General features: G+C 61.7%; 23 protein-coding genes, 1 other RNA gene and 2 pseudogenes. 15 read left to right on the forward strand and 11 right to left on the reverse strand.

Features of this window, described 5'->3' with window-relative positions; genetic code table 11:
- Positions 1-3 precede the first annotated feature (3 nt).
- A complete protein-coding gene (locus MF410_RS18495) occupies positions 4-2,400 on the reverse strand; it encodes an EAL domain-containing protein (protein WP_097628382.1) in 2,397 nt (798 codons plus the stop codon).
- Between the two features lie 223 nt (positions 2,401-2,623).
- Here MF410_RS18495 and MF410_RS18500 point away from each other — a divergent pair, with 223 nt between their 5' ends.
- The 7 genes and pseudogenes from MF410_RS18500 (at position 2,624) to MF410_RS18530 (ending at position 12,368) form a co-directional block, all read left to right on the forward strand.
- On the forward strand, positions 2,624-4,012 hold the full coding sequence (locus MF410_RS18500) for a dipeptidase (protein ID WP_097628383.1): 1,389 nt from the start codon (positions 2,624-2,626) through the stop codon (positions 4,010-4,012).
- 403 nt (positions 4,013-4,415) lie between these two features.
- Positions 4,416-5,102 carry an SH3 domain-containing protein gene (locus MF410_RS18505; RefSeq protein WP_097628384.1) on the forward strand — a complete coding sequence of 229 codons (687 nt, stop codon included), beginning with the start codon at positions 4,416-4,418 and terminating at the stop codon, positions 5,100-5,102.
- A 539-nt stretch (positions 5,103-5,641) separates the two neighbouring features.
- Positions 5,642-5,863 (forward strand): hypothetical protein, encoded by a 222-nt coding sequence (locus MF410_RS18510; RefSeq protein WP_003589305.1) that lies wholly within the window; start codon positions 5,642-5,644, stop codon positions 5,861-5,863.
- 248 nt (positions 5,864-6,111) lie between these two features.
- A pseudogene (locus tag MF410_RS18515) lies at positions 6,112-8,435 on the forward strand (transglycosylase domain-containing protein).
- Positions 8,436-8,716: 281 nt separating this feature from the next.
- Positions 8,717-10,636 (forward strand): molecular chaperone DnaK, encoded by a 1,920-nt coding sequence (gene dnaK, locus MF410_RS18520; protein ID WP_003589308.1) that lies wholly within the window; start codon positions 8,717-8,719, stop codon positions 10,634-10,636.
- A gap of 85 nt (positions 10,637-10,721) precedes the next feature.
- Positions 10,722-11,852, forward strand: coding sequence for a molecular chaperone DnaJ (dnaJ, locus tag MF410_RS18525; RefSeq protein WP_012559503.1), 1,131 nt, complete (start codon positions 10,722-10,724; stop codon positions 11,850-11,852).
- Positions 11,853-12,167: 315 nt separating this feature from the next.
- Positions 12,168-12,368: a hypothetical protein gene (locus tag MF410_RS18530; protein WP_131710700.1), complete on the forward strand. Its 201-nt coding sequence runs from the start codon at positions 12,168-12,170 to the stop codon at positions 12,366-12,368.
- A gap of 47 nt (positions 12,369-12,415) precedes the next feature.
- Here the strand turns inward: MF410_RS18530 and MF410_RS18535 are convergent, their stop codons facing one another.
- Complete coding sequence (locus tag MF410_RS18535; RefSeq protein ID WP_003589313.1) at positions 12,416-12,781, reverse strand: helix-turn-helix transcriptional regulator; 366 nt, start codon at positions 12,779-12,781, stop codon at positions 12,416-12,418.
- A gap of 374 nt (positions 12,782-13,155) precedes the next feature.
- Here MF410_RS18535 and recF point away from each other — a divergent pair, with 374 nt between their 5' ends.
- From recF to MF410_RS18550, 3 genes are read left to right on the forward strand one after another with little or no spacing between them, the layout of a single operon-like run.
- Positions 13,156-14,280 carry a DNA replication/repair protein RecF gene (gene recF / locus MF410_RS18540; RefSeq protein WP_097628387.1) on the forward strand — a complete coding sequence of 375 codons (1,125 nt, stop codon included), beginning with the start codon at positions 13,156-13,158 and terminating at the stop codon, positions 14,278-14,280.
- Positions 14,277-15,101: a molybdopterin-synthase adenylyltransferase MoeB gene (locus MF410_RS18545; RefSeq protein ID WP_097628388.1), complete on the forward strand. Its 825-nt coding sequence runs from the start codon at positions 14,277-14,279 to the stop codon at positions 15,099-15,101. The genes recF and MF410_RS18545 overlap by 4 nt, the downstream gene beginning before the upstream one ends.
- A complete protein-coding gene (locus MF410_RS18550) occupies positions 15,098-15,586 on the forward strand; it encodes a GNAT family N-acetyltransferase (RefSeq protein WP_097628389.1) in 489 nt (162 codons plus the stop codon). Before MF410_RS18545 ends, MF410_RS18550 begins: the two co-directional genes overlap by 4 nt.
- Positions 15,587-15,598: 12 nt before the next feature.
- Here the strand turns inward: MF410_RS18550 and MF410_RS18555 are convergent, their stop codons facing one another.
- Positions 15,599-16,600, reverse strand: a complete 1,002-nt coding sequence (locus MF410_RS18555) for a D-glycerate dehydrogenase (protein WP_097628390.1) — start codon at positions 16,598-16,600, stop codon at positions 15,599-15,601.
- A 184-nt stretch (positions 16,601-16,784) separates the two neighbouring features.
- Here MF410_RS18555 and MF410_RS18560 point away from each other — a divergent pair, with 184 nt between their 5' ends.
- Positions 16,785-17,324: an SH3 domain-containing protein gene (locus MF410_RS18560; RefSeq protein WP_097628391.1), complete on the forward strand. Its 540-nt coding sequence runs from the start codon at positions 16,785-16,787 to the stop codon at positions 17,322-17,324.
- On the opposite strand, the gene MF410_RS18565 is transcribed toward MF410_RS18560, so the two are convergent.
- Together MF410_RS18565 and MF410_RS18570 are read right to left on the reverse strand one after the other, a co-directional pair.
- On the reverse strand, positions 17,317-18,309 hold the full coding sequence (locus tag MF410_RS18565) for an adenosine kinase (RefSeq protein ID WP_097628392.1): 993 nt from the start codon (positions 18,307-18,309) through the stop codon (positions 17,317-17,319). The two genes, MF410_RS18560 and MF410_RS18565, sit on opposite strands and share 8 nt — an antisense overlap.
- Before the next feature lie 219 nt (positions 18,310-18,528).
- Complete coding sequence (locus MF410_RS18570) at positions 18,529-18,702, reverse strand: hypothetical protein (protein WP_239619942.1); 174 nt, start codon at positions 18,700-18,702, stop codon at positions 18,529-18,531.
- An 80-nt stretch (positions 18,703-18,782) separates the two neighbouring features.
- Here MF410_RS18570 and MF410_RS18575 point away from each other — a divergent pair, with 80 nt between their 5' ends.
- On the forward strand, positions 18,783-19,730 hold the full coding sequence (locus tag MF410_RS18575; RefSeq protein WP_097628393.1) for an AEC family transporter: 948 nt from the start codon (positions 18,783-18,785) through the stop codon (positions 19,728-19,730).
- 72 nt (positions 19,731-19,802) lie between these two features.
- Here the strand turns inward: MF410_RS18575 and MF410_RS18580 are convergent, their stop codons facing one another.
- Positions 19,803-20,369, reverse strand: a complete 567-nt coding sequence (locus tag MF410_RS18580; protein WP_064835704.1) for a cytochrome c family protein — start codon at positions 20,367-20,369, stop codon at positions 19,803-19,805.
- A gap of 153 nt (positions 20,370-20,522) precedes the next feature.
- Here MF410_RS18580 and MF410_RS18585 point away from each other — a divergent pair, with 153 nt between their 5' ends.
- Together MF410_RS18585 and MF410_RS18590 are read left to right on the forward strand one after the other, a co-directional pair.
- A complete protein-coding gene (locus MF410_RS18585) occupies positions 20,523-21,278 on the forward strand; it encodes a 3-deoxy-manno-octulosonate cytidylyltransferase (RefSeq protein ID WP_097628394.1) in 756 nt (251 codons plus the stop codon).
- A gap of 122 nt (positions 21,279-21,400) precedes the next feature.
- Positions 21,401-22,255 (forward strand): prephenate dehydratase, encoded by an 855-nt coding sequence (locus MF410_RS18590; RefSeq protein WP_003589326.1) that lies wholly within the window; start codon positions 21,401-21,403, stop codon positions 22,253-22,255.
- Positions 22,256-22,331: 76 nt separating this feature from the next.
- On the opposite strand, the gene MF410_RS18595 is transcribed toward MF410_RS18590, so the two are convergent.
- The 5 genes and pseudogenes from MF410_RS18595 to MF410_RS18615 form a co-directional block, all read right to left on the reverse strand.
- Positions 22,332-22,700, reverse strand: a complete 369-nt coding sequence (locus MF410_RS18595; RefSeq protein WP_003589327.1) for a VOC family protein — start codon at positions 22,698-22,700, stop codon at positions 22,332-22,334.
- Between the two features lie 124 nt (positions 22,701-22,824).
- Positions 22,825-23,085, reverse strand: a complete 261-nt coding sequence (locus MF410_RS18600) for a hypothetical protein (RefSeq protein ID WP_097628395.1) — start codon at positions 23,083-23,085, stop codon at positions 22,825-22,827.
- Positions 23,086-23,157: 72 nt separating this feature from the next.
- Positions 23,158-23,850, reverse strand: coding sequence for a YafY family protein (locus MF410_RS18605; RefSeq protein WP_097628396.1), 693 nt, complete (start codon positions 23,848-23,850; stop codon positions 23,158-23,160).
- Positions 23,851-23,854: 4 nt separating this feature from the next.
- On the reverse strand, positions 23,855-24,814 hold the full coding sequence (nudC, locus tag MF410_RS18610; RefSeq protein ID WP_097628397.1) for an NAD(+) diphosphatase: 960 nt from the start codon (positions 24,812-24,814) through the stop codon (positions 23,855-23,857).
- Positions 24,811-25,220 (reverse strand): annotated as a pseudogene (locus MF410_RS18615) (HIT family protein). Before MF410_RS18615 ends, nudC begins: the two are co-directional and overlap by 4 nt.
- 89 nt (positions 25,221-25,309) lie before the next feature.
- Between MF410_RS18615 and ffs the strand changes: the two are divergent.
- An RNA gene (gene ffs / locus MF410_RS18620) (signal recognition particle sRNA small type) lies at positions 25,310-25,406 on the forward strand.
- The last annotated feature ends 24 nt before the right edge of the window (positions 25,407-25,430 follow it).

Genomic DNA, 25,430 nt, shown 5'->3' on the forward strand with positions numbered 1-25,430 from the left:
CGATCATTCGCTGCGATTTTCGCTGACAAGGCGTGTGCGCCGTCGCGGCGGCACGGCGGTTCCGGCTTGCTCCGACAGGATGCTTTTGCGAACGGCCGGCTTCATGCTCGGCTCGATATCCGGCTTGCCGAGCAGCAGGCCCTGCACCTGCGCGCAGCCTTCCTCGACGACGATCCGGCGCTGCATCTCGGTTTCCACACCCTCGGTGACGACGGGCATGCCGAGGCTGTGGCCGAGACCGATAATCGCCCGCACGATCGATCGCGCCGCCGCGTCATGCTCCAGCACCCCGGTGAAGCTGCGGTCGACCTTGATCTTGTCGAAGGGAAACGAGCGCAGGTTCGAAAGCGAAGAGTAGCCGGTGCCGAAATCGTCCATGACGATGTGCACCCCCAACCGACGCAGGCGCTGCAGCGTTGCCATCACCCGGTCGCGATCGCGGATCAGGGCTGTCTCGGTGATTTCAAGCTCCAGCCGATCGGCTGCTAGCCCCGTCTCGGCGAGGACCGCCTCGACCCGCTCGCACAGGTTGGGCAGCATGAACTGCACCGGCGAAACATTGACCGCAATCCTCAGCGGCTGCGGCCAGCGCGCGGCCTCCATGCAGGCCTGCTGCAATATCCATTCGCCGAGCTGAACAATCGATCCGCTTTCCTCGGCGATCGGGATGAAAATGTCGGGCTCGGTCATGCCGTGGCCCGGCCGGTGCCAACGCATCAAGGCCTCGTAGCCGCTGATCTCGCCGTTCTGCGCGTTGAGGATCGGCTGATAGCTGACATAGAGTTGGTTGCGGATGATCGCGTGGCGCAAGTCACTTTCGATCTGGCGGCGGTTGCGCGCCGCTTCGTCCATTTCCGCGTCGAAGAAACAGGCCCTGCCGCGGCCATCATGCTTGACCCGGTAGAGCGCGGTATCGGCGTTGTTGCAGAGTTCTTCGGCCGTGCTCCCATCTCTTGGATAGAGCGCGATGCCGAGGCTGACGCCGACCGCTGTGGGGTCACGGGCCGTGTCCATCTCGGCAGCGAATTCGTCGATGATATCAGCCGCAAGCTTTTGCGCCGCCGCCGGCTGCTGCCCATCGGACTGGATGATGGCGAATTCGTCGCCGCCGAGCCGGGCGATCGTATCACTCTCACCGGCAACCCGGCGCAGGATAGCGGCGACCTTGCGGAGAATCCGGTCGCCCTCGGCATGGCCGAAGATGTCATTGACGGCCTTGAACCGATCGAGGTCGAGACAGAACAGCGCAACCTCGGTGTTCTTGCGTTCCGCCACCTGCAGCGCCTGCCGGATGCGGGTGTCGAACAACGACCTGTTCGGCAGATCGGTGAGCACGTCGTGGTGGGCGAGATGCTCGATCATCTCCTCGGCCTGTTTGCGCTCGGTGAGATCGCGCACCGCCAGCACCTCGCAATCGCGGCCACGATAGACGATCCTGCTGGAGTTTACGTCTACGGCAATCTCTCTGCCGGTGCGGGTGTTCAGCAGCGTCTCGCCGGGCCTGTTCTCCCGGGGCGCCTGAACGACCGTCAGCACATCCGAGGGCGCCTTGCCCGAGAGATCGGCTAGCTTCCAGCCCGATAATGCCTGGAACCGTTCGTTGACATCGATGATCCGGCCTTCGCGCAGGATCAGCAGGCCCTCCTGCGAGGCATTGGCAAGTCCGCGCAGATCCGTCAGATGGCTTTGGACGAAGACCACGGCAAGGGCGACGAGGATAAGAGCCGTTGCCGCCACCACGACGATCGCGGCGAGCACCCGCGTGTCGAGCACCAATGTCGGAACCTGCATGCCGGGGTCCGGCACAAAGGTAATGCTGCCCATCGAGATGAAGTGAAGTGTGCAGATGGCGAGGACGAAGACCAGCGATGAGGTTAGGAGACGCCTCATGCCCTTCAGATTGAAAAAAATGTGGAAGGCGGCGCTCGACAGAAGCATTCCGGCGACGACCGCCGTCAGCGTCATCAAGGGATCGTAGAGGATGACCGCCTGTGTCTCGATCGCCTGCATGCCGGTCAGGTGCATGGAGGCGATGCCGAGTGCCATCAGCGCCCCGCCGCGAATGGAGGAAAATCTTCCCTCACGTTGCGAGGCGGCGAGGATCGCCACCCACGAGCCTCCGACCGACAGGAAAAAGGAGAGCAGCGTCAGGTCGAGCGCATAACTGATCGGCGTGCCACCATCATAAGCGAGCATGGCGATAAAGTGGGTTGCCCACACGCCGGTGCCGAAGGCAAAGCCCGACGCGCCGACCCAAAGCTTGCGCTGCCCGGCGTCGCACTCCTGGGCACGGGAATACAGCAGCATCGCCGCCATGGCGCCGACCAGGCAGACCACGGCCGCCACGATGACCAAGCGCCAATCATGATTGTCGCGAATACATGCAATGACCGAAAACATGTGCGCGCCCCCGAACAGCTGATTTTCGGCCGATGCTATTTAGGTTGTGCTAATTAACTGTAAATTGAATTAGATCTTTCTTTATTATCGCGGCAGATGTTTCCACAAGACCGAATTGCGTGGTTTCAGCATGCTAGCGCGCCCCTGATTTTTTACTTTTTGCGCCTCGCCTGCTTTCCCGGTTTGGTCTATCGTCCCGCCGAATTTCGAAAAGGAGTCGAAAATGGCCGACATACAACCGGTTCTTTCGCGTGCGGACCAGAATCTTTCATCGAGCCTCGAAAAACTGTTCGAGCTGCTGCGCATCCAGTCGATTTCCACCGATCCCGCCTACAAAGCCGAATGCCGCAAGGCCGCCGAATGGCTCGTCGCCTATCTCGAAGCGCTCGGCTTCGAAGCCTCCGTTCGCGACACGCCAGGCCATCCGATGGTCGTCGCTCACCATGCCGGCGCGTCCACCGGCGCGCCGCACGTTCTGTTCTACGGCCATTACGACGTTCAGCCGGTCGACCCGATCGAGCTTTGGGAAAACGACCCCTTCGAGCCGACGATCAAGGATGTCGGCAACGGCCGCAAGATCCTGACCGGCCGCGGCACGTCCGACGACAAGGGCCAGTTGATGACCTTCCTCGAGGCCTGCCGCGCCTATAAGGAGATCAACGGCGCGCTTCCCTGCCGCGTCACCATTCTCTTCGAAGGCGAGGAAGAATCCGGCTCGCCATCGCTGAAGCCCTTCCTCGAAGCCAATGCCGCCGAGCTCAAGGCCGATTATGCGCTGGTTTGCGATACCGGTATGTGGGACCGCGACACCCCGGCGATCGCCGCGGCACTGCGCGGCCTTGTCGGCGAGGAAGTCACCGTGACGGCCGCCGACCGCGACCTGCATTCCGGCCTCTTCGGGGGCGCTGCCGCCAATCCCATCCACATCCTCGTCGAGGCTCTCGCCGGCCTGCATGACGAGACCGGCCGCATCACGCTCGAGGGCTTCTACAACGGCGTCGAGGAAACGCCCGACAACATCAAGGCCTCATGGGAGACGCTGGGCAAGACCGCCGAGACCTTCCTCGGCGAAGTCGGCCTTTCCATTCCATCCGGCGAAAAGGGCCGTTCGGTGCTGGAACTCACCTGGGCGCGGCCGACCGCCGAAATCAACGGCATCTGGGGCGGATATACCGGCGAAGGCTTCAAAACGGTGATCGCCGCCAAGGCATCGGCGAAAGTTTCGTTCCGGCTTGTCGGCACGCAGGATCCGGCCGCCATCCGCAAAGCCTTCCGCAGCTATATCAGCTCGAAGATTCCCGCCGATTGCTCGGTCGAGTTCCATCCGCATGGCGGCTCGCCGGCGATCCACCTCTCCTATGATTCGCCGGTTCTGACCAAGGCGAAGACCGCACTTTCCGACGAGTGGCCGAAACCCGCCATCGTCATCGGCATGGGCGGATCGATCCCGATCGTCGGCGACTTCCAGAAGATGCTCGGCATGGAATCTCTGCTCGTGGGCTTCGGCCTCAGCGACGACCGCATCCATTCGCCGAACGAGAAATACGAGCTCGTCTCCTACCACAAGGGCATCCGCTCCTGGGTGCGGATTCTTCAGGCGCTCGCCGCCTGAGCGTAAGGCATGCCAGATCGCAATAACAAAAAGGCCGGTTAAAACCGGCCTTTCGTCATCCGCTCGCTCAGTGCCAGTTCATCCGTGGTCAATGAGAAGCAGGTATTGCAGCCAGACTGCCTCGGAAAGGTTAACGGATCGTTAATGTATCGCAGAGCCGACAACTTTCGCGTCCTGCGCATTCGCGATTTCATCCGGCATATCGAAAACGCCATACCACATCACAAAATCCCCCTCGTTCAAGCTGCGTTCATCGCGACCCGGATATAAACCCTTGAAAGACAAGGAGAATGGCGACGCCCTAACAAATGCGGGCGATCGCTCTATCTTTTCTATAGATGGCATATGCCAAGAGAAGGCAGCGCCGCGCTGCCTGAAAACGCGCCAACCAGGAGTGAGAAGCGTGAAAAATCTCATTGTTAAGATCGCCGCGGCTGGCCTGTTTGTGCTGGCGCCGGTGATCGCACAGGCCGCCGAGGGCTACTCGACGGCGAACGTCAACATGCGAGCGGGTCCGAGCACCCGATATCCAGCCGTCGCAGTCGTGCCTGCCGGTTCCCCCGTCGAAATTCGTGGATGTCTTTCCAACGTCAACTGGTGCGACGTCGAATTCTATGGCGGTCGCGGCTGGGTGTCCGGCCAATATGTACAGGCCGTCTACCAGCAACGCCGTGTCTATGTCGGTCCGCAATATTACCGCCCGCTCGGCATTCCGATGATCAGCTTCAGCGTCGGCAATTATTGGGACCGCAACTACCGCGACCGCGATTTCTACCGTGAGCGCGACCGCTGGAGCCGCGGCCCCGATTATTACTACCGTAACCGGGATCGGGATCGCGACTACGGCGACCGCAACCGGGATCGCGATTACGGGGACCGCAACCGGGACTGGCGCGACGACAATCGAAGGGACGACCGCAGAGACGAAAGCCGCAGGTCGGACCGTCGAGATGACAACAGAGATAATACCAGGAGTTCGGATTTCCGCGACCTGCCGCAGTTCAGGGGCGGGAAGGCCGATACCTACAATCGCCCGGACCCCAGGGCTTCGCCCTTCGTCTGCCGCCCGGGCGATCCGTCCTGCGACTGAGATATCAGGAGCGGCGGCCGCAAGGCCGCCGCTTATCTCAATGGCAGCGTCCATCGCGCGGAAAAGGCGAGAAGGACGCCGTAAGAAAAAGCCCGGCGCTCCCAAGAGGGATGCACCGGGCCTGATGTCGATCGGCGCGTGTTGAGGGGAGACGGCCGATCATGCGCGGGACGTGAGGGGTTGAGGGGTGTCCCGCTTCTCCCTAAACTATCGCGGACGCACTTGGTTCCGCCGGCCGGTCAGAAGATTGCGGCGGCGCAGCGAAAGCAGCCCGCACAATTCGGCGCAACGCATGGTCAGGCTGGTTTCCTCGCTCCTCGCGAGGCGGCATCGCCCCGCGAAAGCAAGCACGCTCCAGACGCGCGCAAGTCGGCGCGACGCTGTCAGATCGTGACAGTCGCGACGACCGGCAATCATGCCTGTGGGAGGTCAGCGACAATTTGATGTGAGAGCATCGTGATGCTCTTGTCTTGCAGCATTCTTTATTGCAGTTTTGAGATGTTGCGGATCGATTTTGATCCGTTCGAGGCTGGACCCTGATGACGCGAGACTACCTGGTTTTCCCAAGGCTTTTCGGCGCTCGGGCAGCCGCTATTGATGTTACCGTCTGGCATAAACACAACCCCCTCCTTCCTGTGCGACTTACCGATGGGGCGAACCTCAATCCTTCCGGCCAGATCTGGCGGCGTTTTCATCTCGGAGAATGGGAATATAAGCAGGATCCGGAAACGCTCGACGATTACGAAGCTCGCCAGTTTTGAGCGCCGATGCATGTTGCCCACAACTGTGCAGCGGTTTTGGGATAACGACATCCATAAAACGAGTTGAAACGCAGCGCACGAAGCCGGAATGACGCAAAGCGCTTTATCGGCGCGTTCTGCTTTGCTTTCCATAATTAACACCCCGTTAAATCGCCGCATTTACAGTTCAGTCGGGTGACGGCGACTGCAAGAGTGCCGTTGTGCGAAGTCACGCTTCGCGATCGAACATGGGGTGTGACCGGTCGGCGATGGCAGGCAGAGGCAGATCAGGCGACAGAATCGAACCGTCCTTCAGCGGCCGCCCGGCCCGCGACGATGACGAGTTTTCCCTCGATGCCGATGACCGCATTGCCAGGAGCCGATCCACACGGCGCGGCAGCTCCAAGCCGCCCGAACGCCCTGCCCCCGGCGGCGGCGCGAACCGCGGGAACGCGAAGGCGGCGGCTTGTTCGGCTTCGTGCGACGCGTGATCTACTGGTGCGTCGTGCTGTTCATCTGGGCCGGCATCGGCGTTGCCGGGCTGGTGGTCTATTATGGCTCGCGCATGCCGAGCGCCAGCACATGGGCGATCCCGGAACGGCCGCCGAACGTCAAGATCACCGCCGTCGACGGCAGCGTCATCGCCAATCGCGGTGCCACTGGCGGCGAGGCGTTGTCGCTCGAAAACATGTCGCCCTATATTCCGGAGGCCGTCATCGCCATCGAGGATCGGCGCTTCTATTCGCATTTCGGCGTCGATCCGCTCGGCCTCGGCCGGGCTGTAGTGACCAACTTCACGGCTGGCCACATGGTGCAGGGTGGCTCGACGCTGACGCAGCAACTCGCCAAGAACCTCTTCCTCTCCCCGGAAAGAACGCTGGAACGCAAGGTGCAGGAGGTGCTGCTCTCGCTCTGGCTGGAGCAGAAATACACCAAGGACCAGATCCTTGCCATGTATCTCAACCGGGTGTTCTTCGGATCGAACGCCTATGGCGTCGAGGCGGCGTCACGCCGCTATTTCAACAAATCGGCGCGGGATGTGAACCTCGGCGAGGCGGCGGTGCTGGCCGGCCTGCTCAAGGCGCCGTCGCGGCTTTCGCCGGCCCGCGACGCGGACGCTGCCAATGCCCGCGCCCAGCTCGTGCTTGCGGCAATGCGCGAGCAGGGTTTCATCACCGACTCCGAGGTCAAGACCGCAATGTCGCAGACCCCGGCTTCAGCCAAGAGCTATTGGTCGGGCGCCGGACACTATGTTGCCGACATGGTGATGGACGAGCTGCCGGGTCTGATCGGTGACGTCAAGGAAGACGTCATCGTCGATACGACCATCGACAAGTCGCTGGAAAAGAAAGCCGAGCAATCGCTGGTCGACGTGCTCGACAAGGAGGGCGGAAAGCTCGACGCTTCGCAGGCGGCCCTCGTCTCGATCGACGGCACCGGCGCGATCCGGGCGCTCGTCGGCGGCAGGGATTATGCGACGAGCCAGTTCAACCGAGCCGTCAAGGCCAAACGCCAGCCGGGCTCCTCGTTCAAGCCCTTCGTCTATGCCGCCGCGCTCGAAAAAGGACTGACGCCCTTTTCGGTGTTCAACGACGCGCCGATCCGCATCGGCGACTGGACGCCCGAAAATTACGAGAAGAAATACAATGGCGAGGTGACGCTGGCCACCGCACTTGCCAAGTCGCTGAATACGGTGGCCGCCCAGCTGGTGATGTATGACGGGCCGGATCAGGTGATCAAGCTTGCGCACCGGCTCGGCATCGAAAGCGAGCTGCAGCCGAATGCCTCGATCGCGCTCGGCACCTCTGAGGTGTCGCTGATGGAACTCACCGCCTCCTATGCCGCCTTCATGAACGGCGGCTACAAGGCGACGCCGCACGTCATCCGCCGGGTGACGACCGCCGAGGGCAAGGTTCTCTACGAAAATACTTATGACAGCCCGCCGCGCGTGCTGTCCGAGCAGATCGTCGCCGAAATGGATGCGATGATGATGGGCGTCATCGACAGCGGCACCGGCAAGAGCGCCAAGATCCCCGGCTGGCAGGCGGCGGGAAAGACCGGCACGACGCAGAATTCACGCGACGCACTCTTCGTCGGCTTCACCAGCAACCTCACCACCGGCGTCTGGTTCGGCAATGACGACGGCAAGCCGATGAAGAAGGTGACCGGCGGCGGTCTTCCGGCCAAAGCCTGGAAGGAATTCATGATCGCCGCCCACAAGGGTCTTTCGCCGGCGCCGCTGTTCGGCAACGGCCAGTTGATCGGCGATCCCAATGGTCAGCCGATGGCGCAGACGGCACCGGGCGGTGGACAATCGGGCAGCGGACAACCGATGACGGCCGAGGCGCCGCCGTCGACAATCGGCGGCATCATTTCCGGCGTCTTCGGCGGCGGCGACAGTGCTAACCGCTATCCGCAGGCGCCTGTCCGGCAACAGAGTGCGACCTCCGGCAACGGGCCCGTTCCTCCCGCCGACGTTGCCGAAGGCGGCTACGACAGCATGGTGCCGCCCGGCGATGTCGGGGGGCCGCAATCGACCTCTTCGGTCCAGCCGCGGCGCACGACCCTGCTCGATCTGATCATGGGCCAGTGAGATCTATGGCTGCACGGCCGGCACAAGCCGGATACGCTGGAAATCGGCCACTTTCCGGACGGCGGGCGGTCTGTTTCCCGGTGACTGTAAAAATTGAATGCACCACATTCGTTTTGCTGGATTCCGGGCCATTTCTCGCCTTGCAGTCCAGAAAACCGCTCCTTATATACGCCGCATCACCGCAATCACGATTGCGTAATCTTAAGTAGACCCATCCCGTAAGGGGCTGTCAGGGAATGCCTTCTCGGGGTTCAGACAGCTTGCTTCAAGGAGAGAATGACATGGCAAAAGTAATTGGTATCGACCTTGGAACGACGAATTCCTGCGTCGCAGTCATGGACGGCAAGGACGCGAAGGTTATCGAGAATGCGGAAGGTGCACGCACGACCCCTTCCATGGTGGCATTTTCCGATGATGGCGAACGCCTCGTCGGCCAGCCGGCCAAGCGCCAGGCGGTCACCAACCCGACGAATACACTCTTTGCAGTCAAGCGCCTGATCGGCCGCCGCTATGAAGATCCGACCGTCGAGAAGGACAAGCACCTCGTTCCCTTCACCATCGTCAAGGGCGACAATGGCGACGCCTGGGTCGAAGCCAATGGCAAAGGCTACTCGCCCGCACAGATTTCCGCGATGATCCTTCAGAAGATGAAGGAAACCGCCGAATCCTATCTCGGCGAAAAGGTCGAAAAGGCCGTCATCACCGTTCCCGCCTATTTCAACGACGCGCAGCGCCAGGCAACCAAGGATGCCGGCCGCATCGCCGGACTTGAAGTTTTGCGCATCATCAACGAGCCGACCGCTGCCGCACTCGCCTACGGGCTCGACAAAAAAGAAGGCAAGACGATTGCCGTCTACGACCTTGGTGGCGGTACCTTCGATATCTCGATCCTCGAGATCGGCGACGGCGTCTTCGAGGTGAAGTCGACCAACGGCGATACTTTCCTCGGCGGTGAAGACTTCGACATGCGTCTCGTCGAATATCTCGTCGGTGAATTCAAGCGCGACAATGGCATCGACCTGAAGAACGACAAGCTTGCCCTGCAGCGCCTCAAGGAAGCTGCGGAAAAGGCGAAGATCGAGCTTTCGTCCTCGCAGCAGACCGAAATCAATCTGCCGTTCATCACGGCCGACGCCTCCGGCCCGAAGCACCTGACGCTGAAGCTGACCCGCGCCAAGCTCGAAAGCCTGGTCGACGATCTCGTCCAGCGCACGATCGCACCGTGCAAGGCCGCTCTCAAGGATGCCGGCGTCACCGCTGCCGAAATCGACGAAGTGGTTCTCGTCGGCGGCATGAGCCGCATGCCGAAGGTCCAGGAAGTCGTCAAGCAGCTGTTCGGCAAGGAGCCGCACAAGGGCGTCAACCCGGATGAAGTCGTTGCACTCGGCGCCGCCATTCAGGCCGGCGTTCTGCAGGGCGACGTCAAGGACGTGCTGCTGCTCGACGTCACGCCGCTGTCGCTCGGCATCGAGACGCTCGGTGGCGTCTTCACCCGCCTGATCGAACGCAACACGACGATCCCGACGAAGAAGAGCCAGACCTTCTCGACGGCCGAGGACAACCAGCAGGCGGTGACTATCCGCGTTTCGCAGGGCGAGCGTGAAATGGCTGCCGACAACAAGCTGCTCGGCCAGTTCGACCTCGTCGGCCTGCCGCCGTCGCCGCGCGGCATGCCGCAGATCGAGGTCACCTTCGACATCGACGCCAACGGCATCGTGCAGGTTTCGGCCAAGGACAAGGGCACCGGCAAGGAACAGCAGATCCGCATCCAGGCCTCCGGCGGTCTTTCCGACGCCGACATCGAGAAGATGGTGAAGGATGCCGAAGCTCATGCCACCGAGGACAAGAAGCGTCGCGAGGCCGTCGAAGCTCGGAATCAGGCCGAAAGCCTGATCCATTCCACGGAAAAGTCGCTGAAGGATTACGGCGACAAGGTTTCCGAGGCTGACCGCACCGCGATCTCGGATGCGATCGCCGCGCTGAAGACGGCTTCGGAAGCGACCGAGCCGGATGCCGACGACATCAAGGCGAAGACCCAGACGCTGATGGAAGTGTCGATGAAGCTCGGCCAGGCGATCTATGAAGCGCAGCAGGCCGAGGGCGGCGCAGCTGCGGGCGATGCCTCGGCAGAAGGCGGCGATAATGTCGTCGACGCCGACTACGAGGAAATCAAGGACGACGACCGCAAAAAGTCCGCGTAATCCGCGACGGCGTGGTTATGCTTCAACACCTGATCCGGCTGCTCACCATGGCAGCCGGAAATCCATTTCCGGGGTTTAATCCTTAATGGCAAAAGCGGACTTTTACGAAACTCTGGGTGTAGCCAAGACGGCGGATGAGAAAGAGCTGAAGAGCGCCTTCCGCAAACTGGCGATGAAATTCCATCCGGACAAGAACCCGGATGACAAGGACGCCGAACGCAAGTTCAAGGAAATCAACGAAGCCTACGAGATGCTCAAGGACCCGCAGAAGCGGGCCGCCTATGATCGTTATGGTCATGCGGCGTTCGAGCATGGCGGCATGGGCGGCGGTGGCGGCGGCGGATTTGCCGGCGGCGGCTTCTCCGACATCTTCGAGGATATTTTTGGCGAGATGATGGGTGGCGGTCGTGCGCGCCAGCGCTCATCGGGCGGCCGCGAACGCGGCGCCGATCTTCGCTATAACATGGAAATCACGCTGGAAGAGGCTTTCTCCGGCAAGACGGCGCAGATCCGCGTTCCCACCTCGATCACCTGCGACGTCTGTTCGGGTTCGGGCGCCAAGCCCGGCACGCAGCCGAAGAATTGCGGCACCTGCCAGGGAAGTGGGCGCGTGCGCGCCGCACAGGGCTTCTTCTCGATCGAGCGGACCTGTCCGACCTGCCACGGCCGCGGCCAGATCATTCCCGATCCCTGCCCGAAGTGTCACGGCCAGGGCCGGGTGACGGAAGAGCGCTCGCTCTCGGTCAATATCCCGGCCGGCATCGAGGACGGTACCCGCATCCGCCTGCAGGGCGAAGGCGAAGCCGGCGCCCGCGGCGGACCGGCAGGCGACCTTTATATCTTCCTGTCGGTGAAGCCGCATGAATTCTACCAGCGCGACGGCGCCGATCTCTATTGCGCCGTTCCGATCTCGATGACGACGGCTGCTCTCGGCGGCACCTTCGACGTGGCGACGCTCGACGGCACCAAGTCGCGCGTCAGCGTGCCCGAAGGCACGCAGGCGGGCAAACAGTTCCGCCTGAAAAGCAAGGGCATGCCGGTGCTGCGTTCGGCGCAGACAGGCGATCTCTACATCCAGATCCAGATCGAGACACCGCAAAAGCTGACCAAGCGCCAGCGCGAGCTGCTGCAGGAATTCGAGCAGCTGTCCTCCAAGGAGAACAATCCCGAATCGACCGGCTTCTTCGCCCGGATGAAGGAATTCTTCGAAGGCTGAGACGCGATCGATTAGAGCATCTCGAAAGCCGGGGACCGAAACGTTTCCGGCTTTTTCGTTTCAGCGGATCCCGATTTGAGACATTTGCCGTTCGACGCCGCCAGTTTGTCCCAGATCGGCACGGCGATGGGTCGGCTCATGACTTGCGTTAACGCAGCCGCGTGATGCCGCTTGCAAGTTTTCCAAATGAATTCAGTCTCTGCCGTCAGCGCATAAGCCCGAAAATCGGAATCGATATCCGGAAAGGATTAGGCGCGGAATCAAACAACAGAGCGTCCTCAGACGCGCGGGACAATCAAACCAAGGGTATCTGCCATGGCGCCAGCCTTTTCCTCTCAGTCCGAAGACGTCGACGTTCTCGCCGGCGCCATCTACACATGGTGCGCCGAGCGCAACATCAAGCTTCGCAGCCAGCAGGGCCTTTCCATCGCCAGCATCGCGATCGACCTCTATCACGCGGGCCACCAGACGCAGGACGAGCTGCTGACGGCGCTGCACGAATGCGAGATCCACTGAACGCAGCGTGCGGACCGTGAACGAGCGCGCTATCCCGCTCGGCGAGATCAGGCGGCGTTTTCGGCTGTTTCCCCACTCATGATCGTGACGATGGTCTTGACCGCTTCCTTGCCGGCCGATGAGTTCAGTCTGTCGTAGCTCAGCGCAAGCGCATAGGCGTCGGGGCTGAGTTCGATACGGCTGCCGAATTGCGACATGCCGGCTCCCTCGAAGAGAGCGGAGATCTCGACATCGAGAAAAACTGCGATCTGATGCAGCTTGCTGGCGGAAACGCGGTTCGTCCCTTTTTCGTATTTCTGAATCTGCTGGAACGTCAGTCCGAGTGCTTCGCCAAGCTCGAGCTGGGACACACGGCGAAGGGCGCGAAACTGCCTTACGTTGCGACCAACGATAATATCAACCGGATCTGGCACTTCATCACTCTCTGATACCTATACACTTCGTTTACCATATCGGTTTCAGAGGATAACTCAACCCTGCAGTTGCAAAATTCAACCAACTTTTTTGGGCTTCACGTAACGTCAGTTGGTCGAGGCGATTGTGGCAGAACCCCGCGTATACCGGGTTCGCAGACACTGAAGAAGGCTGCCGGCCATAGCGCCCGTCCGACACCGGAACGTCCTTCCCTAGGTTGTATTTTCATTGAGAATTTGGTTCTGCGCTGCATCGTGCCTGATGCTCATCCCGCACCGAGGGCAGCACCAATGAGCCATGTCAGCGAAGCTGCGAGCCTTGCCATCAACGCCGCTTGGGCTTAGCTGTCACGCTTCACGATTCCGGACATTCGATGCCGCACAAGGTTGCTCTTTCCCGCCTGAAGCTGACAGACTTCCGCAATTATGCGGCGGCGGCCCTTGCCCTTGACGGCCGGCACGCCGTGCTGACGGGAGATAACGGCGCCGGCAAGACCAATCTCATGGAGGCGGTCTCGCTGCTTTCGCCCGGCCGGGGACTGCGCCGTGCTGCCTATGGCGACATTACCCGCGTCGGTGCAGCCGGTGGTTTTTCTATCTTCGCCGCGCTCGACGGCATGGAAGGCGAAGTCGAAATCGGCACCGGTATCGAAACGGGCGAGGAAACCACGGCCCGCAGGCTACGAATTAACGGTACCCCGGCCAAGACCGCCGACGAACTCACCGACCATCTGCGGCTTCTCTGGCTGACACCGGCGATGGACGGCCTCTTTACCGGCGCCTCCTCCGACCGGCGCCGCTTTCTCGACCGGCTGGTGCTGTCGCTCGATCCCGCCCATGGCCGCCGCGCCAGCGATTTCGAGCGTGCCATGCGCAGCCGCAACAAATTGCTGGATGAGGGCCGCTTCGACCCCTCCTGGCTTACCGGCATCGAGGAACAGATGGCGAGCCTCGGCATCGCCATGGCGCTCGCCCGGCAGGAGATGCTCGGCCTGCTGACCCGGCTGATCGAGGAAACGCGCGAGACGTCACCCTTCCCTTCGGCATCGCTGCAGCTCTCCGGCTTCATGGACGGTCAGTTTTCGCGCCCCTCGGTCGACCTCGAGGACGATTATGCGGCCATGCTGGCGGAGAGCCGCTACCGCGACGCCGGCGCGGGGCGCACGCTTGACGGGCCGCATCGGGCCGATCTCATCGTGCATCACCGGGAAAAGGCGATGGAAGCGGAACGCTGCTCCACCGGCGAGCAGAAAGCGCTGCTAGTCGGCATGGTGCTAGCGCATGCGCGCCTCGTCGGCAATCTCACCGGCCATGCGCCGATCCTGCTGCTCGACGAGATCGCCGCCCATCTCGACGAGGGCCGCCGCGCCGCGCTGTTCGACCTCATCGACGGGCTGGGCGGCCAGGCCTTCATGACCGGAACGGATCGCGCGATGTTTTCGGCGTTGGGCGACAGGGCGCAAGTCTTCACGGTGGCCGACGGAAAGGTATTCGAATGACGGAGGCGACTTTTCCCGGTATCGAGCGCCATGATAAGATCGGCGCCATGGAACCGCTCAGCCCCGACGAAATCGCCCGTTATCACCGTCACATCCTACTCCCCGAAATCGGCGGCGCGGGTCAGCAAAAGTTGAAAGCCGCTCGTGTGCTGGTGATCGGCGCAGGCGGCCTCGGTGCGCCCGTCCTGCAATATCTGGCCGCAGCCGGGATCGGCACGCTCGGTATCGTCGACGACGACCGGGTGTCGCTGTCGAACCTGCAGCGCCAGGTGATCCATGATTCCGGCACGATCGGCGAATTAAAGACGGAAAGTGCCGCCTTCGCCATCGCGAGGCTCAATCCGCATGTCCGGCTGATCCGCTTCGAGGAGCGCTTTTCCTCCGAGACCGCCTTCCGGCAACTGTCCGGCTTCGATCTGCTGATCGACGGCTCCGACAATTTCGACACGCGTTATGCCGCGGCCGATGCGGCTGAGGAAGCGCGCCTTCCGCTTGTCAGCGGCGCCGTCGGGCGGTTCGACGGCTCGCTGACGGTTCTCAAACCCTATGAGAGCGCCGAGGACGGGACGCCCAACCCTAGATATCGCGACCTTTTTCCGGAAGCGCCGCCGATGGGGCTCATTCCCGCCTGCGCCGAGGCCGGGGTCATCGGCGCGCTAACCGGCGTCATCGGCACGATGATGGCGATGGAGGCGATCAAGCTCGTCACCGGCACCGGCGAGCCGCTGATCGGACGGCTGCTGCTCTATGACGCGCTCTCGGCCCGCTTCGACACGGTCCGCTATAAACGACGCCGAACAACGCAAAGACAGGCCGGATGACGATTTTTCCTCTTGATCATAGTTTCACGCGCTGGGACGAGTTGCTCGCACTGATCCTCGCCGCCTTTGCTTCGATGAACGGCAGGATCGATCCGCCATCCTCGGCGCTGACGCTGACGGCGGAGTCGCTGGCCGAAAAGGCAAGAGCCGAGATCGGTCATGCCGCCGTCGATGAGGGAAAGCTGGTCGGCTGCCTGTTCCTGCGGCCGGAGGCCGATTGTCTCTATGTCGGCAAGCTCGCCGTTCTGCCTGAGGTCCAGGGCAAGGGCCTCGGCAAGCGGCTGCTGGCGATTGCCGAAGAAACGGCCGTAAGGCTCGGCCTTCCCGCTTTGCGGCTGGAGACGCGCATCGAGCTCACCGACAATCACGCCGTCTTCGCCGCCTGCGGATTTTCGAGAACCGCCGAGAAGGCGCATCCGGGCTTTGCCAGGACGACCTTCGTCGAGATGCGCAAGACCCTTGTGCCTCTAATCGAGGTCGTCTGACTCAGCTCGGCTTCAGCGGCCGGGCAGCACCCGGTTCGGCGGCCTGTGACCGTCGATGAAGGTGCGGATATTGATGATGACCTTGTCGCCCATGTCGATGCGGCCCTCGATCGTCGCCGAACTCATATGCGGCAGCAGCACGACCTTGCCCTCATTGGCGAGCTTGACGAGCTTCGGATTGACGGCGGGCTCGTTTTCGAAGACGTCGAGGCCGGCGCCGGCGATCCGACCCTCCCTCAACGACTTGATCAGCGCAGCTTCATCGACGACGTCGCCGCGCGCGGTGTTGACAAGATAGGCCGTCGGCTGCAGCAGCGCCAGCCGGCGCGCCGAGATCAGGTGGAAGGTTGCCGGAGTCGACGGGCAATTGACCGACACGATGTCGACGCGGGCGAGCATCTGGTCGAGACTTTCCCAATAGGTCGCTTCCAACTCGTCCTCGACGGCCGGATTGACGCGCTTGCGGTTGTGGTAGTGGATCGACAGGCCGAACGCCTTGGCGCGGCGGGCGACCGCCGTGCCGATGCGGCCCATGCCGACGATGCCGATGCGCTTGCCGTGAATGCGCCGGCCGAGCATCCAGGTCGGAGACCAGCCGGCCCATTCGCCGGGCTTGTCGGTGAGCACACGCGCGCCTTCGCCGAGCCGCCTCGGAACCGCGAGAATGAGCGCCATCGTCATATCGGCGGTATCCTCGGTCAGGACGTTCGGCGTGTTGGTGACGGTGATGCCCTTACGCGCCGCCGCCTCGACGTCGATATGGTCGGTGCCGTTGGAGAAGCTTGCAATCAGCTTCATCTGCGGCCCCGCCTGATCGATCAGCGCCGCATCGATGCGATCGGTGACGGTCGGCACCAGCACGTCGGCGGACTTGACCGCGGCGACGAGTTCGGGAACCGAACGCGGCGCGTCGTCGATGTTCAGCTCGGCGTCGAAGAGCTCGCGCATGCGGGTTTCGACGGCATCGGGCAGCTTGCGGGTGATGTAGACCTTCGGTTTTTTCTTCGCTGTCATGGCTGGCTGTGGTGCCTTGTTCAGAGGTCTTTAACCAAGAGGGGTGATAATTTTCCCATCCGGGCATTTTCTACCAGACCCGCGCGCGAAGACAAACAAAACTCGCGGTGCAGCTGGGGAATGTCAGAGCCCGGACCGCGAGCAGGCCGGGCCTGCCCGCGAATTCGAGCAAACGGAAACTTCCATGCGCAGCAAAGTCCTGAAGTCCTGCCTTGCCCTTGCCATCGCTCTGGCCGCATCCATGGGAACCGTCGAATTGGCCCATGCGCAGGCCGCCAAGGGGCCAAGCGGGCTGCCATTGCCGCGTTTCGTCACCCTGAAATCCAAGCGCGTCAACCTGCGCATCGGCCCGGGAACGGATTATGCCGTTTCGTGGATGTATCTGAAATCCGGATTGCCGGTGGAGATCATTCAGGAATACGACAACTGGCGCCGCATCCGCGATGCCGACGGCACCGAAGGCTGGGTCAACCAGTCGCTGCTGTCAGGCCAGCGCGCGGCGATCGCCGCCCCGTGGATGAAGACGAAGGCCAAGGGCGTCTTCGTCAATCTGCGCCGCGAGGCGCAGCCCTCCGCGTCGATCGTCGCCAGGCTGGAACCCGGCGTGATGCTGACGATCGGCGAATGCAACGGCGACTGGTGCCGCGCCGAAATCGACGGCGCCTCCGGCTGGGTGGCGCAGTCGGAAATCTGGGGCGCTTATCCCGGCGAAGCCTTCAAATAAGCCCAGCCTGCTTGGCGGCATCGGACAGCGAGGTCATTGGGCGCGGGCCGATCTGCTGGATAACGATGCCGGCTGCGAGGCAGCCGAGCTTGCCGCAATCCTCCAGAGAGCGTCCCTGCGTATAGCCATAGAGAAAGCCGGAGGCGAAGAGATCGCCGGCGCCCGTCGTATCGACGACTTCCCTGATCCTGATCGCATCGACGTAATAACGCTCGCGGCCCTTCAGGATGACGGCGCCATCCTCGCTCATGGTCACGGCGGCGATCTTGCAATCGGCAGCGATCCTGTTCAGCGCCTCTTCGAAATCGTCGGTTTCATAAAGCGACAGCGCTTCCTGGCGATTGGCGAAGACGATATCGATCTTGCCGGAGCGCATCAGATCGAGGAACTCACCACGATAGCGGCCGACGCAGAAGCTGTCGGACAGCGTCATCGACACTTCCCGGCCGTTTTCATGGGCGATGCGGGCGCAATCGAGGATCGCTTCCTTGGCGCGCGGCGGATCCCAGAGATAACCTTCGAAATAGGTGACCTTGGCGTCGGCCACGACATCGGCCTCGACGTCCTCCGGCCCGAGCTCGACGCAGGCGCCGAGATAGGTGTTCATCGAACGTTCGCCGTCCTCGGTGACGAAGATCATCGAGCGTGCCGTCGGCGGGAACGTGCCCTTGGGCTTCGTCTGGTAGTGGACGCCCTGGGCGCGGATGTCGTGGGTGAAGATGTCGCCCAGCTGATCGGCGGCGACATTGCCGAAATAGGCGGCCTTGCCGCCGAGGTTGGCAACGCCCGCAGCCGTATTGCCGGCGCTGCCGCCGGAGGCTTCGAGCGCCGGCCCCATGCGCGAATACAACAGTTCGGCCCGTTCCGCATCGATGAGGTTCATCGCCGCCTTGGTGATCTGGTTGTCAATGAGGAACTGGTCGTCGCAACGGGCAATGATATCCACGATCGCGTTGCCGACTGTCAGAACATCGAATCTTGTCATGAAATGGGGAGTCCCGGATTTGTGATAGCCGGGGTTCGGTCTTAGCGAAATTTCCACGGTTTGGAAGGATAAATGGTGGATGGCGCATCTATTTCTTCGCAAAACTGCCGCTTGTTCGTCATGCCCCTGTCATTTTCGAAATCTAGACATAGTCGCGAGAAGACCGGCATGAGCAGCTTTCAGTTGCAGTCGGACGCACGAGGGATGAAACCCTCGATCTTACCGGCGCGATGCTGACCACGGATGAAATGGCAGCTTCGCGATCGCTCCGGCAAGGCCGGAGCGGAAAAGCGGGCTGTGCCCGCTTTTTTGTTTCTCGGATGCTGCAGGATCGGCGGCGATTGGTTTTTCAATCCAAGCCGTTTGCTGCTGCAGCATTGTCAAGTGCTGCATAATTTATCCTAAAATCGATTCCGATTTACGGAATTATGCGGTAGAGGTGCGACACTCCCCCGCGCAAAGCAGCCTCCCCCATGTCAGCCATCATCCTCGACGTTCTTCCTATCTTCATCCTGATCCTCATCGGCTGGGTGATCGTCCGCAGCGGCTTGATGGCATCGAATGTCGGCGAAGCGCTCAGCGAATTCGTATTCAAGATCGCCGTGCCGCTCTTACTCTTCCGCACCATTGCCGAGGCGGATTTTCACGGTGCCTCGCCTTTCCGGCTGTGGATCGTCTATTTCTCCGGCGTTGCCATTACCTGGGCGACCGGCCATATCGCCGCCACGCGCCTCTTCGGCCGCGACGAGCGGATCGGCGTGCTGGCCGGCGTTTCCTCGGCTTTCGCCAATAATATCTTCATCGGCCTGCCGCTGGTCGAGCGCACCGTCGGCGACGAAGGGCTGGTGGCGCTGTCAATCCTGCTCGCCGTGCATCTGCCGGTGATGATGGTCGCCGGCACGGTGCTGATGGAGCATGCCGAGCGCAAGATCGCCGGCAAGAGCGATCGCAGCATGGTGCTGGTGCTTCGCCAGATCGCCGTTAATCTTGTGCGCAACCCGTTGGTGATCGGGCTTGCGGCCGGCATGGCGATGCATCTTTCCGGCCTCAGCATGCCGGTAACGCTCGCCACTGTCGTCAAGCAGATCGCCGGCATTGCCGGCCCGGCAGCGCTGATCTCGCTCGGCATGGCGCTGGAGAAATACGGCATTTCCGGCAATCTCGGCATAGCAAGCGTCACATCGAGCTTGAAGCTGCTGCTGCTGCCCGGCTGCGTGTGGGCGGCGAGCCATCTCCTCGGCCTCAGCCCGGAATGGACGGCGGCGATCGTGCTGACGTCCTCGGTGCCTACAGGCGTCAACGCTTGGCTGATCGCCAACCGATTCGGTGTCGGCCATAGTATTGCTGCCTCGACGATCACCGTGACGACAGCGCTCGGCGCCATCACGGTTTCGCTCTGGGCCTATTTCCTGGGCGCCTGAACACTCTCCGCACAACAAAAAGCCCGGCGTCGCGGGCCGGGCTCTCTGCGAGGTGCGCTTGTTGCGTCCGCGTTACTGCGTCGCGGTGTTCGGGTCCGGCAGCGGTACCGGCGAATCGGCCAGCGTGTGCAGGTAGAGAATGACATTGGCGCGGTCCTGATCCTTCGCCAGACCGGCAAAGCCCATGGCCGTGCCCGGAACGTCCTTCTTCGGCGCCAGCAGGAACTTGTTGAGGAATTCGAAGGTCCACTTCTCGCTGCTGCCCTTGGAGAAATCCTTCATCGCAGCGGAATAGGCGAAGCCCTCATGCGAGGCGATCGGGCGATCTACGACACCAAAGAGGTTGGGACCGACCTTGTTCGGTCCCCCTTTGGTGCCGTCATGACAGGCCTGACACTTCTTGAAGACCGTTTCACCGGCCTTGGCATCGGCAGAAGCGAGCAATTGCGCGATCGGAACGGCAGCAGCGGCAGGCGCAGCTTCGCCACCAGCGGCGGGCGCCTCTTCGGCAACGATCGCGAAACCTTCCTTTTCCGGTGCTTCGGAATGGAAGATCCCTTCGGACGCGATAGAGACCGACATCAGAACGAAAATCGTTCCGAGCAGTGCCCCCACGGCCGTATTGACGTATGAATTCATCTGCAATGCTCCCCTTGCAGCCGGCAGACCATAACCGGACCATCTTGAAATCGCGCGGAACCTATGTCTTTTGGCTGATCGTTGCAACTGTCTAAATGGTCTTGTGCGTGAGACTTTTTGACACTTTTCAGCCCGGAATAGAAGGCCCGACCAATGAGTGATTCAAATTTAGACGGTGTGCTCGTACTGATCCCGGCGCGGATGGCTTCCACCCGGCTTCCGGGCAAGCCGCTCGCCGATATTTGCGGGCTGCCGATGATCGTCCAAGTGGCGATGCGCGCCCAAGAGGCAGCCATCGGCCGCGTCGTCGTCGCTGTCGACGACATCAGGGTGTTCGATGCGGTTTCTGCCGCCGGCTTCGAAGTCGTCATGACCAGCAGCGATCATCAATCGGGTTCCGATAGGATCTTTGAGGCGCTGCAGAAGGTCGATCCTGCCGGCAGGGCAAAATTCATCGTCAACGTCCAGGGCGATCTGCCGACGATCGATCCGGAAACCGTGCGCGCGGCTTTGCGCCCTCTGGAGAACGAGGCGGTCGATATCGGCACGCTAACGACCGAAATCGATAATGAAGAGGACAAAACCGCGCCGCACATCGTCAAGGTCGTCGGCTCGCCCGTTTCCGACACCCGACTGCGCGGGCTCTATTTCACGCGCGCGACCGCACCTTACGGCAAGGGTCCGCTCTACCATCATATCGGCCTTTACGCCTATCGGCGCGCGGCGCTGGAACGGTTCGTCTCGCTCGGGCCTTCGACACTCGAAAGGCGCGAAGCGCTGGAGCAGCTGCGGGCGCTGGAGGCCGGCATGCGCATCGACGCCGAGATCGTTGACACGGTTCCGCTCGGTGTCGATACTCCCGCCGACCTCGAAAAAGCGCGGCGCATCCTCTCCGCCAGAACAGGATGATTTTAGGCTCGGTTGGCCTAAATCTGAATCCTGTTCTCAATTAAAGAGTTAGAGCATGATGTCATCCGAAAACCGCTCACACTTTTCGGCATCATGCTCTAAGTCGAACTGACGGAACCATCATGAACATCAAGACCAACAGGATCGCCTTCCAGGGCGAATTCGGCGCCAATTCCGACATGGCCAGCCGCGACATGTTCCCCACCATGGAGCCGCTGCCCTGCCAGACCTTCGAGGATGCGTTCACGGCGGTCGACAATGGCGACGCCGACATCGGGATGATCCCGATCGAGAACACGATCGCCGGGCGGGTCGCCGATATCCACCATCTGCTGCCGGAATCGCGGCTGCACATCATCGGCGAATATTTCATGCCGATTCGCTTCCAGCTGATGGTGCTGCCGGGTGTGACCAAGGACGAGATCCGCACGGTGCACAGCCATATCCACGCGCTCGGCCAGTGCCGGAAGATCGTCCGCGCCAACGGCTGGAAGCCTATCATCGCCGGCGATACAGCCGGTGCAGCAAAGCTGGTGAAAGAAACCGGCGACCGCTCCATGGCCGCCTTGGCGCCACGCCTTGCCGCCGATCTCTATGGGCTCGAGATCATCGCCGAAAATGTCGAGGATACGGAAAACAACGTCACCCGCTTCGTCGTGCTGTCGCGCGACGAGGAATGGGCGCAACGGAATTCGGCTGATGAAAAGGTTGTCACCACCTTCGTCTTCAACGTCCGCAACATTCCGGCCGCGCTCTATAAAGCGCTCGGCGGGTTCGCCACCAACAACATCAACATGACGAAGCTGGAAAGCTATCAGCTCGGTGGAAGATTCGTGGCAACGCAGTTCTACGCCGATATCGAAGGCCACCCGAACGATCCGAACGTGCGCCGGGCATTGGAAGAATTGCGGTTCTTCTCCGAGAAGGTGCGCATCCTCGGCGTCTACAAGGGGCATGCGATGCGAGGCCTGCTGTAACTCCTCAGTTCCATGCATATGCCCGGAAGCGCTGAAGACTTCCGGGCATATGCATGAGACGCCTCCATATCAGCTATTATTTATCCGGCTCACAGACGCGAAGGCGATGGCCGTCCGGATCGAGCACGACGAAGGTCGGGCCGAAATCCAGTTCGGTCAGTTCCTGGGCGATCGGCAGACCGCGACCGCGCCAGTCCTCGTAATGATTGGCGACGGCGTTTTCCCCCTTGACCATGAAGGCCACTTCGCCGCGGTTGCCGATCGCGGAAGGCTGCGGCTCGACCTTGCTGCGCCGCCAGAGGCCGAGGGTGAAGCCGCCCTCGAGCGGAAAGGCGACAAAATTCGGTGCTTCCACGGCTGGTTCGCGGTTCAGGAGGTTGCGGTAGAAGCTGGCGCTTTCGCCGGGGTCCTTGACGTACAGGATAATCAGGTTCGGACTGGTCATTTCGGTTCTCCCGTTGATGTGAAATGATAAGGACGATGGACCCGACTGCTGCCAATGGATGGCAGCAGGAAGTGGAGGCGCGCGCCCCGTTCGTCGGGTGGAATATCAATGGTAATGAAGTGGCTTAGAGCGGAAAACGATCCTCGCGGCGCGGGCCGCGCCCATCCAGAAAGCCGAGGTCACGCTTCAAGGAATCCGATGTCGTTTCAAGATCGAGTTTCGAGCGGTTTCCCCCGGGATTGCGGAGAAGGCCGATGACCCGTCCCAGCAAGCCGGAGCGCGCCGATTGGCGGACGTCGGCAAAAGTTTCGGCCGAAATGACATCGGCAAAGGTCTCAGCTGCAAAACGCTCGTTGGCGAAATGGATGGCGGGAGGCATTGCCATGATCAGTACTCCTTCCTGGTGGATTGGTACTGATAATAACGCCCGCTGCTGACAGTTTATGGCAGCAGCGTTTCAGTTCTCAAGCGGCACATCCTGCTCGCGCCATTCTTTCAGAAGAACCGTGCGGCGGCGCGGATAACGCACCTCATGCAGCGTCATGTCGATGATGCGGTCGGTGCGGAAATGGCGGAAGTCCTGGCGCAGTTCGCACCAGGCCATGAGGACCCGCACATGCTCGAAATAGCCGAGTGCGAAAGGCCAGACCCGGCGACGCGAGATCCGGCCCTGTTCGTCGCCGTAATGCAGTTCGAGGATACGCTCAAGGCGGATCGCCCGGCGGATGGCCGAAACGTCAGCCTTGTCCTCGTCCCGGCGCTTAGGGCCGACGAAGAGGGCGGCCGAATCGATCATGTCCCGCATGTCCGCCGGCAGCACCGCGGCAATCTTGGCTAGCGCATCGGCGCCGGCGCCGGCCAGGCGCGGCTCGGCGGCGCGGGCGACCCAGCGCGAACCGAGGACCAGCGCCTCCAGCTCCTCTTCGGAAAACATCATCGGCGGCAGCATGAAGCCGGGCTTCAGCACGTAGCCGATGCCGGCTTCGCCTTCGATCATCGCCCCCTGGGCCTGGAGGCTGGCAATATCGCGATAGAGCGTACGCAGGCTGACGCCGGTCTCCTCGGCAAGCACCGTGCCGGTCACCGGCCGCCGGTAACGCCGAAGCGTCTGAAGCAGCGTCAGCAGCCGTTCCGAGCGCGCGACCGGCATGGTGTTACCGCTTCCACTCCACCCAGTCGCGCATCAGGCGGTGGGCGATCGCCCCTTTCGGCGGCGAGGCCTTGCCAGTCGCGCTCGGGCGTTCCAGCATCTCGATCGTTTCCTCGCGGGTGAACCAGCGGCAATCCTCGAGTTCCGTCTCGTCGCGGGTGATTTCGGTGGATTTGGCCTCGGCGTAGCAGCCGATCATCAGCGAGTGCGGCATCGGCCAGGGCTGCGAGGCGTGGTAGCGGATGCGGCCGGTGCGGATGCCCGACTCCTCCAGCGTTTCGCGCCGCACGGCGTTTTCGATGGTCTCGCCGGGTTCGAGGAAGCCGGCAAGGCAGGAATACATGCCAGGCGCAAAATGCGGGCTGCGGCCGAGCAAGCAGAGGTCGCGGCTCTCGTCGACCGTCAGCATGATGACGACCGGGTCGGTGCGCGGGAAGATCATGTGTTCGCAGGCAGCGCAGACACGCTTGTAGCCGCCGATGTGGATCTCCATCGCCGAGCCACAGCGGCCGCAGAAGCGGTTGTCGCCATTCCAGCGGATCAGGCTCGCGGCCTGGGCGAATTCGCCGAGTAGCACCTCGTCGATCAGCATTTCGCGAAACAAAGTGCGGCCGTCGGCAGGCTTGTAATGGCTGGCGAGGTCGTCGACGTCGATGCCGACGGGGACGGCAAGCCGCGGCTCGCCCGATTTGCGGTAGCCGAGAAGCACGGTCTCGTCCCAATCCGGCTGCAATTCCTGCAGCTCGTAGCGGGCAAAGAGCGGATCGAGCACCTGACCGTCATGCTTCAGCACCAGCCTGTCTCTGGCGAAGGCGAAGATATGCGTGCCGTCCCTTGCCAGCGCCTTTTCGACGGAGTGTTCGTCGCGATGCTCGGAATCGCGATTGAGGTCGTTGGCGGCAAAAGCCGTGAGATTGCTGGGTTCGGGATGCGGCACATCCGAATCGAAAAGCGAATGACTCATGATGAAAGGGCTTCCCGCAGCTTCGCTATGAATTCGTCTCTCTTCCGTCCTCGTAGGGCTCCGCGCGCCCGAATCCCCAAACGGGACCCGGCCAATTGGCATCGCCTTCGAAGCGGGCAATGACATGAACATGAAGCTGGCGGACGATATTGCCAAGAGCCCCGATATTGATTTTTGTTGCGCCGGTGATCTCTTTCAGGGCTTTGGCGACAAGCTCCGTCTCGAAGGCAAGCAGCACCTGGTCGAGCGGCGTCAGCTCGAAGATTTCGGTGATTTCAGCCCGGCGCGGCACGAGAATGAGCCAGGGCCAGCGGGCATCCCTCGACAATCTGAGATCACAGAGGCCGGTGACCATGACGCTGGTGCTGTCGTTTTCCAGCCGGGGGTCGAGCACGAAACCGTTCAAAGGGCATTCCTCCCATGTTTTCCAACGACTAGCAGTTTTTTCGCATGTTGGCTTGCTTTTGATGACGATATTGCCGATATGTGCATCCGGGAGGTTGGTGGTGGACGAGCCACTCGCCAACCGGGTCAGGTCCGGAAGGAAGCAGCCCTAACGAGCCCGGCACGGGTCATCGTGCCAGCCTCCCACCTTCTCTCCACGAAGTGCCCAACG

The organism is Rhizobium sp. C104 (assembly GCF_022354505.1).
Classification (GTDB): Bacteria; Pseudomonadota; Alphaproteobacteria; order Rhizobiales; family Rhizobiaceae; genus Rhizobium; species Rhizobium redzepovicii.